The sequence below is a fragment of the Teichococcus wenyumeiae genome (genome assembly GCF_003696345.1).
GTDB classification, from domain to species: Bacteria; Pseudomonadota; Alphaproteobacteria; order Acetobacterales; family Acetobacteraceae; genus Pseudoroseomonas; species Pseudoroseomonas wenyumeiae.
Genome location: NZ_RFLX01000011.1, coordinates 163321 through 176919 on the forward strand (window position 1 = coordinate 163321; position 13599 = coordinate 176919).

The window sequence follows — 13599 nt, forward strand, 5'->3', positions numbered from 1 at the left end:
CCTGCTCCTCCGCCACGGGCCGGCGGCCCAGCAGGCTTCCTGTCCTAGCAGGCGGCGGCGCCGCGCGCAAAAACCGCCACGGTCGTTACGACAGCATCCGCGTATCGCCATCGATGCTGATGGCCTGGCCGGAAATGGTGCGGCCGCGCGGGCTGCACAGGAACAGGATCTGGTCCGCCAGCTGCTGCGGCGTCACGTAGTCCTTGATCGAGGTGAAGGAGAAGGCCAGGGCCTCCATCTCGGCAAAGCCGATGCCGCGCTGCTGCGCTTTCGCTTCCAGCACCCGCCGCTGCCGGTCGCCCGCCACCAGCCCGGGCAGGATAGCATTCACCCGGATGCCCGCCTCGCCCAGCTCGATGGCCAGGGACTTGGTGAAGCCGATGACGCCCCACTTCGCCGCCGCATAGGGCGCGCGCATGGCGAAGCCGAACTTGCCCGCGGCCGAGGAGAGATTGACGATCGAGGCATTGCCGCTGCGGCGCAGATGCGGGATCGCCAGCCGGGCGCAGTTGAACTGGCTGGTCAGGCAGACATCAAGGCAGCGGTCCCAGTCCTCCACCGCGATCTCCTCCACCCGCCCGGTCGGGCCCGCGATGCCGGCATTGTTCACCAGCACGTCCAGCCCGCCCATGCGCTCGGTGGCCTGGGCAAAGAGCGCGGCCACCTGCCCCCGGTCCGCCACATCGGCCACCATGTGGCCCACCGCCGGGTCCAGCGTGCCAAGGCCTTCCGCATCCAGGTCGCAGGTGAAGACCTGCGCGCCTTCAGCCAGGAAAGCCTCCACCACCGCACGGCCGATGCCATTGGCGCCGGCGGTGACCAGCACCCGTAGCCCCGTGATGCCCAGATCCATGCTCGTTTCCTCCCAATCCGGCGGTTATTCCGGCGGCAAGCCGCCGAGCGCGAGGATGAAGTCCCGCGCATTGCCGATATCTTCCGCGACCGCCGCCCGTGCCGCCGCGCCATTCCGCTCCCGCACCGCGCGGACCGCCCTGGCGTGGAAGCCGACAGCGCCGCCGCTGGCCAGGCGGTCCGGATTGGCACGCAGGTCGAGGTTCAGCACCGGGCCGACCTTCAGCCAGAGCCGGTCGATCAATTCCTCCAGCACCGGCAGGCCGGCGGCGGCATAGATGGCGGAATGCAGTTCCTGGTTCAGCGCCACGGCCCGGCCTGGGTCGGGGCCGCGGCGCACCGCCTCGGCCTGGAAGGCGGCCTCGGCGGCCCCGATCCGTGCCAGATGCTCCGGCGTGCGCCGCTCCGCCGCGCATTGTGCAGCGAAGCCCTCCATCTCGATCCGCACCTCGGAAATCTGCCGGAAGATGGGCGCGGTCATCACCGGCACCTGCACTACGCGATTCGGCGCCACTTCCAGCGCGCCATCGGCCACCAGCCGGTGCACCGCCTCCCGCACCGGCATCACCGACACACCCAGCGCCTGCCCCACCGCGCGCAGCGACAGCCGCTCCCCGGGCGCCACACGGCCGGATACCAGCAGGCTGCGCAGATGCGCATGCACCGTCACCGCCAGGGTGCGGTGTTCCAACTGGGGAAGGTCGGCGAGGGCTGCGGTGCTGCGGGACATTTCGGGGCTGGACAAAGTCTTTCAGGCTGGGCCAGCATGGCTGTGATCACAGATTACGGCAAGCGTCGAAGCGCGGCACGGGGTCTGGATCAGGAAACGACAAGGAGCTGCCACAAGGCGGCCCGACGTCCAGGATCGAAGTTAACCGGGAGGAATACCCCTCATGCCGCCTGCCATTCCCATGACCCGCCGCGGCCTGATGGCCGGCGGCGCCGCTTTGCTCGGCACCGCGACCCTGGCCCGCCCTGCCCTGTCGCAGGGCCAGTCCGACGTGCTGCGCATCGGCCACCTGACGCCGCGCACCGGCTTCCTCGGCCCGCTGGGCGAATTCGCGGTGCAGGCCGCGACGCTGGCGATGGAAGAGATCAACGCGTCCGGCGGTGTCGCCGGCCGCAAGCTGGAAATCCTGTTCGAGGACAGCGTCAATCCGCAGACCGCCTCGGCCAAGGCGGAGCGCTATATCCAGCGCGAGAAGGTCGCCTGCATCGTGGGCGAGATCAATTCCGCCTCCGCGCTGGCCATCGGCCAGGTGGTGCAGCGGGAGAAGGCGCTGTTCATCAATACCGGCGCGAATTCGGACGCGCTGCGCGGCTCCGACTGCCGCCGCTACATGTTCCATACCGAGAGCCAGAACTCGATGATGGTGAAGACCGCAGGTCGCGCCATGGTCGACCAGGGTCTGGTGAAGGGCAAGAAGTATTACGCGCTGAACGCCGACTACGCCTTCGGCCACGACCTGGCGCGTGTCGCCAAGGCCTATCTCGGCGCCAATGGCGGCACGCCGGCCGGCGAGGACCTGGTGCCGACGGAGCTGACCGACTTCTCGCCCTTCCTGCTGAAGATCCGGCAGGCCCGGCCGGATGTGGTGATCGGGAACCTCGCCGGTGCGCAGGTGACGAACTTCCTGAAGCAGTACAGCGAATTCGGGTTGCGCTTCCCGGTCGCGGGCTTCGGCTTCGACACGGCGCTGGCCTGGGGCGCGGGCCCCGGCAACTTCCTCGGCACTTGGCCGACGGTCTGGCACCACCTGATCCAGACGCCTTCCGCGCAGAAATTCGCCGATGCCTATCGCGCCCGCTGGAAGCGCCCGCCGGAGAACCAGGGCTGGAGCGACTACACGGCCGTCAAGATCATCGCGCAGTCGATGAACGAGCTGAAGAGCGTCGATGCCACCAAGGTGGTGGAACACCTTGAGAAGGGCGCCAAGTTCGATATCTCTAAGTCCCGCGAAGGCTATTTCCGCGCCCGCGACCATCAGCTGATGATGGAGCTTTATGCCATCACCGCGCTGCCGGCCTCGCAGGTGAAGAACCAGTGGGACATCTTCTCCTCCTCCGCCGCCATTCCCTCGGCGGATGAATCGCTGGAGGCCGTGGCCTCCACGCCGGAAGAGAACAGCTGCACCTTCCCGAGCTGACGCCGCCGGGCTGAAGCCCGTCGCCGAGCCAGTCCCTGCCTCCGCCCCGCTTCGGGGCGGAGGCGCCGGATGCGGGAGCATGTATCGTGGAACTCGTGTTTATTCTGGAGCAGGTGCTCAACGGCCTGCTCATCGGCGCCTATTACCTGCTGATCGCGCTGGGCCTGTCGCTGATCTTCAGCCTCGGCGGCGTGGTCAACCTGGCACATGGCGCCTTCTATGCCATTGGCGCCTACCTCACCGTGGCACTCTCTCCGCATATCGGCTTCGGCGGCGCGCTGATCGCCTCCCCTGTGCTGGTGGCACTGCTGGGGCTGTTGGTGGAGCGCTTCCTGCTGCGCCGCTTCTACCGCGGCGACCCGATCCTCAGCCTGCTGCTGACCTTCGGGCTGGCGATGGTGGCCGAGCAGACGCTGCGCATGATCTTCGGCGCGGCGCCGGTGCCCTACTCCATCCCGCTCTGGCTGCGTGGGCAGATCTTCCTCGGTGACTTCATCTATTCGCAGTACCGGCTGATCATCCTGGCGGTGGCCGTGATCTGCGTCGCCGCGCTCTGGGTGCTGCTGCGCCGCACCTCCTTCGGGCGCGTGGTGCGCGCGGGCGTGCAGAACCCCGACATGGTCGCGGCGCTCGGCATCTCGCTGAAGCCCTACATGACGGCGGTGGTGATGATCGCGGTGGGCCTCGCCGCCCTCGCCGGCACCATGATGGCGCCCGTCACCGGCGTGCATCCGGCCATGGGCGCCGAGATCCTGACCTTCGCCTTCGTCGTAGTCGTCATCGGCGGGCTGGGCTCCTTCTGGGGCGTGGTGCTGGCCGCCGTCGTGGTGGGCGTGGTGCGCGGCCTCGCGGCCTATGCCTTCCCGCCCGCCACGGAAGCCGCCGTCTATCTGCTGATGGTCCTGGTGCTGCTGCTGCGCCCGCGTGGCCTGCTGGGTGAACGCATCCAGAGGTTCGAGTGACGCCTGTGCATCACGACCCCCAAACCCCCGTTCCCGCCGAGGATTCGCCAATGACTCCGGTGCCCCGGCCGTCCCTGCTGCGCGAGATCCGCCCCCTGCTGGTGGTGCTCGCCTGCCTGGTGGCGCTGCCCTTCCTGATGGATCTGGTCGGCCTGACCATGACCACGGCCACCGATGTGGTGGTCTTCGCCCTGGCCGTGATGGGGTTGAACATCCTCGTCGGCTGGACCGGTCTGGTCTCCTTCGGCCATGGCGCCTGGTTCGGCATCGGCGCCTATGCGGCGGCGCTGCTCCAGCGCCACTTCCTGCCCAATGACATGCTGCTGCCGGCCATCGGCGCGGTGGTCATCGTGGCGGCATTCTCGGCTCTGGCCGGGGCGCTGATCCTGCGGCGGCGCGGCGTGTATTTCTCGCTGCTGACGCTGGCCTTCACCGCCATGCTCTTCGCCATCGCCTTCCGCTGGACGGAGCTGACGGGCGGCGAGAACGGGCTGGGCAATGTCCGCCGCTGGGCGGTGCTGGACAATGCCAACCTTTACTACACCGTGGTCGCCGCCCTGGCCTTCGTGGTGCTGGTCGGGCTGTGGCGCTTCCACAACTCCCCAGCCGGCAGCGTGCTGGTCGCGATCCGCGAGAATGAGCAGCGCGCCGGCTTCATCGGCTACCACACCAACCGCTACAAGCTGCTGGCCTTCACCATTTCCGCCAGCATCACCGGCTTCGCGGGCGTGCTGAGTGTCTTCAACCACCGCTTCGCCTCCGCGGACCCGATGGGCATTCCCTTCTCCGGCGAGTTGCTGGCGATGGTGGTGATCGGCGGCATGCGCTCCTTCCTCGGCCCGGCGCTGGGCGCACTGTTCTACATCATGTTCCGGGAGCTGCTCTCCACCTATACGGCAAACTGGCTGCTGATCTTCGGCCTGCTCTTTGTCGGCTTCATCATCTTCTCACCGGACGGGCTGGTAGGCGTGGCCAAGCGCGTGCTGGCGCCCTTCCGCCCCAAGCCGCCGGAAGAGGCCGCCGCCATGGCGGCACGCCAGGCCGGCAACAGCGGCCGTATTCCGGAGCGCTTCATCCGCGAAGGCCATAGCAGCGGCCCGGTGCTGGTGGCCGAGCACATGGTCAAGAGCTTCGGCGCCGTCCGGGCCGTTCGCGACGTCTCCTTCGCCGTGGAGGACCGCCAGCTGCATGCCCTGATCGGCCCCAATGGCGCGGGCAAGACCACCGCCTTCAACCTGCTCTCCGGCATGTTCCCGCTCGACAGCGGCCGGGTGATGCTGGATGGCCAGCGGGTGGATGGCATGGAGCCGCATGCCATTACCCGGGCTGGCCTGGGCCGTTCCTTCCAGATCACCAATCTCTTTGCCGGGCTCTCGGTGGAGGAGAATATCCGCCTTGCCGTCCAGGCCCGGCACCCGGCCCGGTTCAGCCTGTTCCGCGATGCCCGCCGCATCGGCGACCTGCGCGACGATACCGCCGAGCTGCTGCGCTGGACCGGCATGGCGGGCGTGGAGCAGGCGGAGGCCGGCAGCCTTTCCTATGGCGGCCAGCGGCTGCTGGACATGGGGCTGGCGCTGGCAACGCGCCCGCGCATCCTGCTGCTGGATGAGCCGCTGGCCGGCCTCGCCGCCGCCGAGCGGCAGCGGGTGGGCGACCTGATCAAGACGCTCTCCGCCGATATCCCCGTGCTGCTGGTGGAGCATGACATTGACCGCGTCTTCCGCATGGCCGACCGCGTGACGGTGATGGCGGATGGCGAGGTGCTGGTGGATGGCACCGTGGACGAGGCGCGCCACGACGAGAAGGTGCAGGCCGTCTATCTCGGCTCCGGCTCCGAGGCCATCGCCGCCAAGCCGCGCCCCAGCGCCGCGACCGGCGAGCAGTTGCTGGCGATGGAGAAGGTGAATACCTTCTACGGCAAGTCCCACATCCTCAACGACGTGTCGCTGCGGGTGGACCGGGGCGAGATCATCGCCCTGCTCGGCCGCAACGGCGCCGGCAAGTCCACCTTGCTGAAGACGCTGATGGGCACGCCACGCCCGGCTTCCGGCAGCATCACGCTGGCCGGGCAGCAGTTGGTCGGGCTCAGCACCGACCGCATCGCCCGCAGCGGCATCGGCTATGTGCCGCAGGGCCGCGCGCTCTTCGCCAGCATGACGGTGGCGGAGAACCTGGGGCTGGGGCGGCTCAAGCGCATCACCGGCGCCGGGATGCACTGGGAGGAGGAACGCATCCTGCAATTCTTCCCCCGGCTGCGGGAGCGCTGGAACGTCGCCGCCGACCGGCTTTCGGGCGGCGAGCAACAGATGGTCGCGGTGGCCCGCGCCCTGTCCGGCGACACGCGCCTGCTGCTGCTGGACGAGCCTTTCGAGGGCCTCTCCCCCGCCGTGACGGAGGAACTGTTCGAGACCTTCGACCAACTACGCCAGGAAGTCTCGATCATCATCGTGGACCACCATCTCGACCTCGCCCTGGCGCTGTCCGACCGGACCGTGGCGCTGGAGCGCGGCACGGTGCAGTGGACGGGCGAGAGCCGGGCGCTGCGCGAAGATCAGGAACTGCGTCGGAAGGTGCTGTGGCTGTGACGGAAACGGTTGCCATCATCGGCACAGGCCTGATCGGCCGTGCCTGGGCGATGATCTTTGCCCGCGCCGGCTGGCAGGTGCGGCTCTGGGACCCGGTGGAAGGCGTGGCGGCGGGCGCCGTCGGCCTTTGCGCCACCGGGTTGCAGGATCTGGCCGAGGCCGGGCTCTGCCCTGCCCCGGCGGAGGCCGCCATCCGCATCACGGCGGCGGCGAGCCTGGAGGAAGCGGTGGCGGAAGCCAGCTTCGTGCAGGAGAACGGCCCGGAAGCACTGGAGGTGAAGCAGGCGCTTTTCGCCGCGCTCGACGCGGCGGCGCCGCCGGAGGCGATCCTGGCCTCCTCCTCCTCCGCCATCCGCTGCTCCCTCTTTACCGAGGCGCTGCCGGGGCGGGCGCGCTGCCTGATCGGGCATCCGGTCAATCCGCCGCACCTGATCCCGCTGGTGGAACTTTCCGGGGCGGAATGGACGGCGCCGGAGACCATCGCGCGGGCCCGCGCCATCTATGCCGCCATCGGGCAGGTGCCCATCGCGGTGCTGAAGGAGGTGGAAGGCTTCATCCTCAACCGGCTGCAGGGGGCCCTGCTGGCGGAAGCCTTCCGGCTGGTCTCGGAAGGCTATGTCACGCCGCAGGACCTGGACCACACGGTGAAGGACGGGCTCGGCCTGCGCTGGTCCTTCATGGGGCCTTTCGAGACCATCGAGTTGAACGCCCCCGGCGGCATCCCGGATTACTGCGCGCGCTACACCGGCTTCTACAAGCGCCTGGCGGCCGACCCCGCCCCGCCCAGCGTCTATGGCGAGGCAGCGACAGACGCCATCCTGGCGCAATGGCAACCGGCCGCCGACCCGGCCGCCAAGATGCGCTGGCGCGACCGCCGTCTGGCCGCGCTGCGCGCCCATAAACAGCAAAAGAACGAGGACTGATCCATGGCCGCGAAGCGGAAGGTCATCATCACCTGCGCCGTGACGGGTGCGATCCACACCCCCAGCATGTCGCCTCACCTGCCGATCACGGCGGAACAGATCGCGGACGCCGCCATTGGCGCGGCGGAGGCCGGGGCCGCCATCGTGCACCTGCATGCGCGCAACCCGCAGAATGGCCAGCCGGACCAGTCCCCAGAGGCCTTCGCGCCGTTCCTGAGCGTCATCAAGCAACGCTCCGACTGCGTGGTGAATATCACCACCGGCGGCGCGCCGACCATGACGATCGAGGAACGCGTGCGCCCCGCCGCCACCTACAGGCCGGAAGTCGCCAGCCTGAACATGGGAAGCATGAATTTCGGCCTCTTCGGCATGCTGGATCGCTTCAAGGACTTCCAGCATCAGTGGGAGAAGGACTACCTCTCCGACAAGAGCATCATCTTCCGCAACAGCTTCGCGGATATCGAGTACATCCTGACCACCTGCGCCGCGAACGGCACGCGCTTCGAGTTCGAGTGCTACGATACCGCGCACCTGCACAACCTGAAGTACTTCTTCGACCAGGGCATCGTGAAGGGGCCGCTGTTCATCCAGACGGTCTTCGGCCTGCGCGGCGGCATCGGCGCGCATCCGGACGAGGTCATGCACATGAAGCGGACGGCGGACCGGCTCTTCGGCGACAACTATCGCTGGTCGGTGCTGGGTGCCGGGCGTAACCAGTTGCCCATCGCCGCCATGGCCGCCGCCATGGGGGGGCATATCCGTGTGGGGCTGGAGGACAGCCTCTGGGCTGGCGCCGGGCGGCTGGCGGAAACGAATGCGGAGCAGGTGCGCCTTGCCCGGCAGATCGTCGAAGGCCTGGGGTTGGAGATCGCGCGGCCGGAAGAGGCGCGTGAGATGCTGTCGCTCAAGGGCGGCCACGACGTGAACTTCTGAGGCAGGAGCTGCCACCGGACCAGAAAGCATGGGCCATGCCGCGTCACGGCATGGCCCGCCGATCAGAGATAACCCTCGCCGGCTTCCGCCGCGAAGCGGCCCGGCGGACCTTCCCAGATCATCCGGCCATGCTCCAGCACATAGACGCGGTCCGCATGCGGCAGGGCGAAGGTGACGTTCTGCTCGCCCAGCAGCACCGTGATCGGCGTGGTGTTGCGCAGCACTTCCAGCGCCCGCGAGATCTGCTCGATGATCACGGGCGCCAGGCCGAGCGTCGGCTCGTCCAGGATCAGCAGACGTGGCTTCATCATCAGCGCCCGCGCGATGGCCAGCATCTGCTGCTCGCCGCCGCTCATGGTCTTGGCCGTCTGCCGCTCCCGCGCCTGGAGCTTCGGAAAGAGTTCGTAGAGCCAGGCGAGCTGCTTCGCGCCCTCACCCGGCGGCAGGTGCTGCGCGGCGAGGTCCAGATTCTCCCGCACCGTCATGTCCCCGAACAGCTCCCGCGTCTCCGGGCACTGGACAATGCCGCCACGCGCGATGCTGGCGGGGCTGCGGCCGGCCAGCGGGACCGTGGCGCCGCCCTCCTGCCAGGAGATGCTGCCCTGCTGATAGGGCACCAGCCCTGAGATGGCACTGAACAGCGTTGTCTTGCCGGCGCCGTTGAGGCCCACCACCGAGACGAACTCGCCTTCCCCCACCCGCAGGGAAACCCGGTCCAGCGCCTGGGCCTTCCCGTAGAGCACGCTGAGGTCATTCACCTGCAGGAGCGGCTTGCGGCCGGTCGCAGCCACGGGGGGGCGCGTGGCGGTGGTCATGCCGCCGCCGAGATAGACTTCCCGCACCTGCGGGTCCTGCACCACCTCAGCCGCCGTGCCCTCGGCGATGCGCTCGCCCAGGTACATGGCGAAGACCCGGTCCACCAGGGCCGAGACGCTTTTGACGTTATGGTCCACCAGCAGCACCGCCCGCCCCTGGGCGCGGAAGCCGCGGATCAGCTCGGCGAAGGATTCCACCTCGCCCATGGTCAGGCCGGCGAAGGGTTCGTCGATCAACACCACCTTCGGGTCGCGGGCGATGGCCTTGGCGAGTTCCATGCGGCGCAGGTCGGCGAAAGGCAGCGTCCCCGGCCGCCGGCCCAGCACATGGCTGAGGCCGACGCTTTCCGCGATGGCCCGCGCGCGGTCCAGCGCCACGCGGCCGGCGCGCAGGCGTAGGAAGCTGTCGGGCAGAAGCGCGAGCAGGATGTTTTCCAGCACAGTCTGGCGGTGGAGCGGCCGCGAATGCTGGAAGACGATGCCGACACCCTGCTGGGCGATGCGATGGGTGGGCCAGCCTGCCACATCGGTGCCGTCTACCCGCACCTGCCCCGCATCCGGGCGGACGACGCCAAGGATCAACTTCATGACCGTGGACTTGCCGGAGCCGTTGGGGCCGATCAGTCCCAGGATCTCTCCCGGGGCGATCTGGAAGCCGATATCCCGGGCGGCGACCAGGCCGCCGAAGCGCTTGGAGAGGCCGGAGACCTCGAGCAAGGGAGCGTTATTGGACATCAGGCACGGCCCCTCGGGCGCAGGACACGGCCGAGCAGGCCGCCCGGCAGGAAAAGGATCACGATCAGCGCGACGGCGGAAACAACGAAGGTGCTGAGCTGGCCCAGTGGCCGCAGCGCCTCGCCAGCCAGGATCAGCAGCACCGCGCCCACAGCCGGGCCCAGGATGGTGCGCCGCCCGCCCAGGATGGCGGCAATGATGACCTGCACGCCGATGGCAATATCGACAACGATGCCGACCGATGCGGTGCCGAGATAGAAGACCATCATGGCACCCGCGAGGCCCGAGAAGAAGGCCGAGATGCCGAAGGCCGCCAGCTTGTGCTTGGTGATGTTGAAGCCCAGCGCCGCGGCCTCCACCGCATCCTGGCCGCTGGCCTGGAGGATCAGCCCGACCGCCGAGCGCGAGAGGCCGAAGAGGATGATGCCGGACACTGTCATGAAGCCGAGCGCGATCCAATAGTTGGTATCGGCGTCGATGGAGAGGATGTCGTTCATCGTCAGGCCGATCTCACCACCGGTGACGCCGGCGAAGATGATGATGCATTGCTGCAGCAGGAGCACCGCCACCAGCGTCACCAGCCCGAAATAGGGTCCGCTCAGCCGGAGTGCCGGCAGCGCCAGCGCCAGGCCGCCGATGACCGCCGCCCCTGCCCCCGCCAGCAGGCAGAGCGGCAGATCCACCCCCTGTGCGTTCAGCAGCCCGGCGGCATAGGCGCCGAGGCCGGTCAGGAAGGTGGGGCCGAAGTTCACTTCCCCGGCGAAGCCGAAGAGCAGATCCCAGGCCATGGAAAAGACGCCGAAGTAATAGCCGATGGTCAACACCCCCAGCAGATAGCTCGAAAGCCAGAGCGGCAGGGCGGCCAGCAGCACGACCACCACGATGGCAGCCCAGAACTGACGCGAGGCAAACATTCTAGCGCCTCCCCAACAGGCCTTGAGGCCGCAGATAAACAACCAGAACCAGCAGGATGAGCACCGGCATGGAGCGGATCGTGGGCGAGACCAGATAGGCCGTGCAGGTTTCCAGATAGCCCACGATATAGGCGGCCAGCAGCGAACCGGAGACACTGCCAAGCCCCCCGAGCACCACGATGGAGAAGGCGCTGGCCGTGAGCTGCCCGGCCTGTGCTGAACTCGTGCCCAGGAAGGTTGCGAGCAGCACGCCCGCGACGCCGGCCAACACGCCGTAGATGGCCCAGACCAGCAGGTAAATCCGAGACAGCTCGAAACCGAGCAGCGTCAGGCCACGAGGGTTGATGGAAGCCGCCAGCAAAGCCTTGCCGGCCTTGGTGCGGTTCACCAGCAGCCAGAGCAAGCCAATGGTCAGCCAGCAGATCGCCGCGATCAGGTATTCGTTGGTGGGTGTGCGGACACCGCCCAGCACCGTCACGCCCTCGATCAGAGGGCGCACGGTCTTGGGATTATCGGTGTAGAAGTAGGCCACCGCCTCCTGCAGCATGATGCCCCAGAGCAAGGTGCCGGTGAGAACGAAAACCTCCTTCTCGACATCCGGCACCGCGCGGCTGCGCTGGATGGGCCGGACCACCAGGAAGTAGGTGGCGAAGGAAGTGACGATGCCGGCTACGACGCCGGCCAGCGCCCCCAGGTAGGAGCCGGCGCCATACTCGCCGGCCACGACCCAGGCCGTGACGGCGGACACCACCATGATGCCGCCATGCGCCAGGTTGAGCACGCCGGAGACACCGAACATGAGCGTGAAGCCAACGGCGCCGAGGCCGTACAAGGCTGAGATCGCAAAGCCGTCAATCAGGATCTGAACTGTGAGCACGTGGCACTCCGCCGGTCGCGAGGAAAAGGCGGGCCGGACCGAAGCCCGGCCGCGGGGCCTGTCACTGTGCTGCTGGCAGCTTCACGAAGGCGGGGAACTGCAACTGGCCCGTTGCCACCCGGGCGGGCCAGACCGGAACCTGCTTCCCCTGTTGCCACTGCAGCGTGACGCCGGTGATGAAGTCAGCACCATACTTCATGGCATGGGTATAGGGCTCGTCCCTGCCATAGAACTGCACCCGGCCGATGGTGCCGACATAGTCAGTCTGTTCCAGCGCATCCACCAGCTTGTCACCCGCGGTGCTGCCAGCGCGTTTGATCGCCTCCGCCAGCACGTTGATGGCATCATGCGTCGAGAAGCCCGGGTAAGACGGCGGCTGGCCAAAACGCTTGGCATAGCCTTCCATGAAGGGGATGGTCTTGTCTGTAATTGCGGCACCTTCAGCGGCGGCAGATTGCGTCAGCAGTCCCTGTGTGGCCCCGTTGGTGTCATTCCAGAAGGTGCCTGAGGTGGCCTGAGAAGTCTGGCCCACCATTGCGAAGGGAACCTGCTTCTGTGCCCATTGCACCACCGGTTGGACGCCGACATGGCTGGTACCGGTGACGATCACGTCCGGCTTCTGGCTCTCGATCCGGCTGTAGATTGGCGTGAAGTCGTTGGTATCGGGGGAGAAGCGGATCTCCTCAAGAACCTTGATGCCGATCTTTGGCAGGCACGCCTTGTATTCATTGTCGAGCGGGGTGGTCCAGGCTGCATCCTCGCTGAAAATGACAGCAGTTTTCAGCGCGTACTTGGGTTGCAGGATCTCGTGGATCGAATCGCACACAGAATCGGCGATGGCAACGGACGTCATCCATTCATGGAACGTGTATTTGTTCCGCTCATAGTCGTCGTGAACACGCTTGCTGATATCCGTGCTGGCCGCACCCGTGGTAATGAAGGGCACCTTCAGGCGACTGGCCCATGGCTGCAGCGCCAGTGCGACTTCGCTGATATAGGTGCCCACCACGGCAACCACCTTGTCGTCCCCTACCGCACGCTGGAAGGCGCGGACCGCATCGGTGGCCGAGGAGTGATTGTCGTAGATCACGAGTTGGATCTTGCGGCCGTTCACGCCACCGGCGGCGTTGATCTCGTCAGCCGCCATCTGGGCCGCGTTGGAGATGCTGGCACCGGCAATGGCGGATTGCTCGGCAATGATCCCGATCTTGATGGGAGTGGTGTCCTGGGCCTTCGCTGCCATGGATGTGCCCAGAAGCAGCGCGGCAGCAGTGGAAAGAAGCGCGGCGCGAAAACCAGGCCGGACGATGCGGCGCATGGATGTTTCTCCCTGTTCTTCTTGTGTGCGGCCGATCTGAGCCGGCCACTGACAGGAAGCTTGTCGATTCCACTGAAGCAAGGCAAGCAGCGGCACCCGCTCTCGCCGCTGCCTTCACCTCTCCAAACGCCCGGATAAATTCTGCTGCTGTAATCTTTGGGCATTCAGATCATGGAGGCGGCGAGCAACAGGCCTCTTAATCCAGATGAGACACAGTCAGTGTTGCGTGACTGAATCAAAAGCCATCTTCGTCACAACGTCATTCAGGAAGGTGCGCGCAGGCACTGCCTGTGCCGTCTGGTCACCGGGAAGAGGCCTGCCATCAGATGACAAGAACATTTACAAAAATTAAGTGGCGCCAACATCTATCGGTTAAGGATGGTCAGGGCCGTGCGAGCTACCGCCATGCTGGCGATGCCGCTGGTAGATTCTCCTTGGCAAGGGATGCAGGCATCCCAGCCTAATTCTACAGTTGAGTTTGGGTTGAGGCTTCCCCAGGTGCGTGACGGCATATTGGTTCGTGGAGACGGGCCATGGG

The 13599-nt window shown here is 67.0% G+C and carries 11 protein-coding genes; 5 read left to right on the top strand and 6 right to left on the bottom strand.

From position 1 onward, the window contains the following. Positions 1-85: 85 nt before the first annotated feature. Complete coding sequence (locus EBE87_RS15710) at positions 86-853, bottom strand: SDR family oxidoreductase (protein ID WP_120637511.1); 768 nt, start codon at positions 851-853, stop codon at positions 86-88. A 24-nt stretch (positions 854-877) separates the two neighbouring features. After that, the gene (locus EBE87_RS15715; RefSeq protein WP_233553120.1) at positions 878-1597 is read right to left on the bottom strand and encodes a GntR family transcriptional regulator; all 720 of its coding nucleotides are present in this window, start codon (positions 1595-1597) and stop codon (positions 878-880) included. 148 nt (positions 1598-1745) lie between these two features. Here EBE87_RS15715 and EBE87_RS15720 point away from each other — a divergent pair, with 148 nt between their 5' ends. The 5 genes from EBE87_RS15720 to EBE87_RS15740 all read left to right on the top strand — a co-directional run bounded on the left by EBE87_RS15720 (position 1746) and on the right by EBE87_RS15740 (position 8402). Further along, the gene (locus EBE87_RS15720) at positions 1746-2999 is read left to right on the top strand and encodes an ABC transporter substrate-binding protein (protein WP_120637513.1); all 1254 of its coding nucleotides are present in this window, start codon (positions 1746-1748) and stop codon (positions 2997-2999) included. Positions 3000-3085: 86 nt separating this feature from the next. Further along, the gene (locus EBE87_RS15725) at positions 3086-3961 is read left to right on the top strand and encodes a branched-chain amino acid ABC transporter permease (protein ID WP_120637514.1); all 876 of its coding nucleotides are present in this window, start codon (positions 3086-3088) and stop codon (positions 3959-3961) included. Positions 3962-4011: 50 nt separating this feature from the next. After that, complete coding sequence (locus tag EBE87_RS15730) at positions 4012-6546, top strand: branched-chain amino acid ABC transporter ATP-binding protein/permease (RefSeq protein ID WP_120637515.1); 2535 nt, start codon at positions 4012-4014, stop codon at positions 6544-6546. Next, positions 6543-7469, top strand: a complete 927-nt coding sequence (locus tag EBE87_RS15735) for a 3-hydroxyacyl-CoA dehydrogenase (RefSeq protein WP_120637526.1) — start codon at positions 6543-6545, stop codon at positions 7467-7469. The genes EBE87_RS15730 and EBE87_RS15735 overlap by 4 nt, the downstream gene beginning before the upstream one ends. 3 nt (positions 7470-7472) lie before the next feature. Then, positions 7473-8402 (top strand): BKACE family enzyme, encoded by a 930-nt coding sequence (locus EBE87_RS15740; protein ID WP_120637516.1) that lies wholly within the window; start codon positions 7473-7475, stop codon positions 8400-8402. 62 nt (positions 8403-8464) lie between these two features. Here EBE87_RS15740 and EBE87_RS15745 read toward each other — a convergent pair whose 3' ends face one another. The 4 genes from EBE87_RS15745 to EBE87_RS15760 all read right to left on the bottom strand — a co-directional run bounded on the left by EBE87_RS15745 (position 8465) and on the right by EBE87_RS15760 (position 13061). Then, entirely contained in the window at positions 8465-9952 is a 1488-nt protein-coding gene (locus EBE87_RS15745; RefSeq protein WP_120637517.1) for an ATP-binding cassette domain-containing protein, read from the bottom strand. Next, entirely contained in the window at positions 9952-10866 is a 915-nt protein-coding gene (locus tag EBE87_RS15750; protein ID WP_120637518.1) for a branched-chain amino acid ABC transporter permease, read from the bottom strand. Before EBE87_RS15750 ends, EBE87_RS15745 begins: the two co-directional genes overlap by 1 nt. 1 nt (position 10867) lies before the next feature. Further along, a complete protein-coding gene (locus EBE87_RS15755; protein WP_120637519.1) occupies positions 10868-11743 on the bottom strand; it encodes a branched-chain amino acid ABC transporter permease in 876 nt (291 codons plus the stop codon). A gap of 61 nt (positions 11744-11804) precedes the next feature. Then, positions 11805-13061 carry an ABC transporter substrate-binding protein gene (locus EBE87_RS15760; RefSeq protein WP_120637520.1) on the bottom strand — a complete coding sequence of 419 codons (1257 nt, stop codon included), beginning with the start codon at positions 13059-13061 and terminating at the stop codon, positions 11805-11807. Between the last annotated feature and the right edge of the window lie 538 nt (positions 13062-13599).

Excerpts from the sequence above, each read along its gene's own strand:
- EBE87_RS15745 (WP_120637517.1), bottom strand. The coding sequence starts at position 9,952 with ATGTCCAATAACGCTCCCTTGCTCGAGGTCTCCGGCCTCTCCAAGCGC.
- EBE87_RS15740 (WP_120637516.1), top strand. The coding sequence starts at position 7,473 with ATGGCCGCGAAGCGGAAGGTCATCATCACCTGCGCCGTGACGGGTGCG.
- EBE87_RS15720 (WP_120637513.1), top strand. The coding sequence starts at position 1,746 with ATGCCGCCTGCCATTCCCATGACCCGCCGCGGCCTGATGGCCGGCGGC.
- EBE87_RS15760 (WP_120637520.1), bottom strand. The coding sequence starts at position 13,061 with ATGCGCCGCATCGTCCGGCCTGGTTTTCGCGCCGCGCTTCTTTCCACT.
- EBE87_RS15710 (WP_120637511.1), bottom strand. The coding sequence starts at position 853 with ATGGATCTGGGCATCACGGGGCTACGGGTGCTGGTCACCGCCGGCGCC.
- EBE87_RS15750 (WP_120637518.1), bottom strand. The coding sequence starts at position 10,866 with ATGTTTGCCTCGCGTCAGTTCTGGGCTGCCATCGTGGTGGTCGTGCTG.
- EBE87_RS15730 (WP_120637515.1), top strand. The coding sequence starts at position 4,012 with ATGACTCCGGTGCCCCGGCCGTCCCTGCTGCGCGAGATCCGCCCCCTG.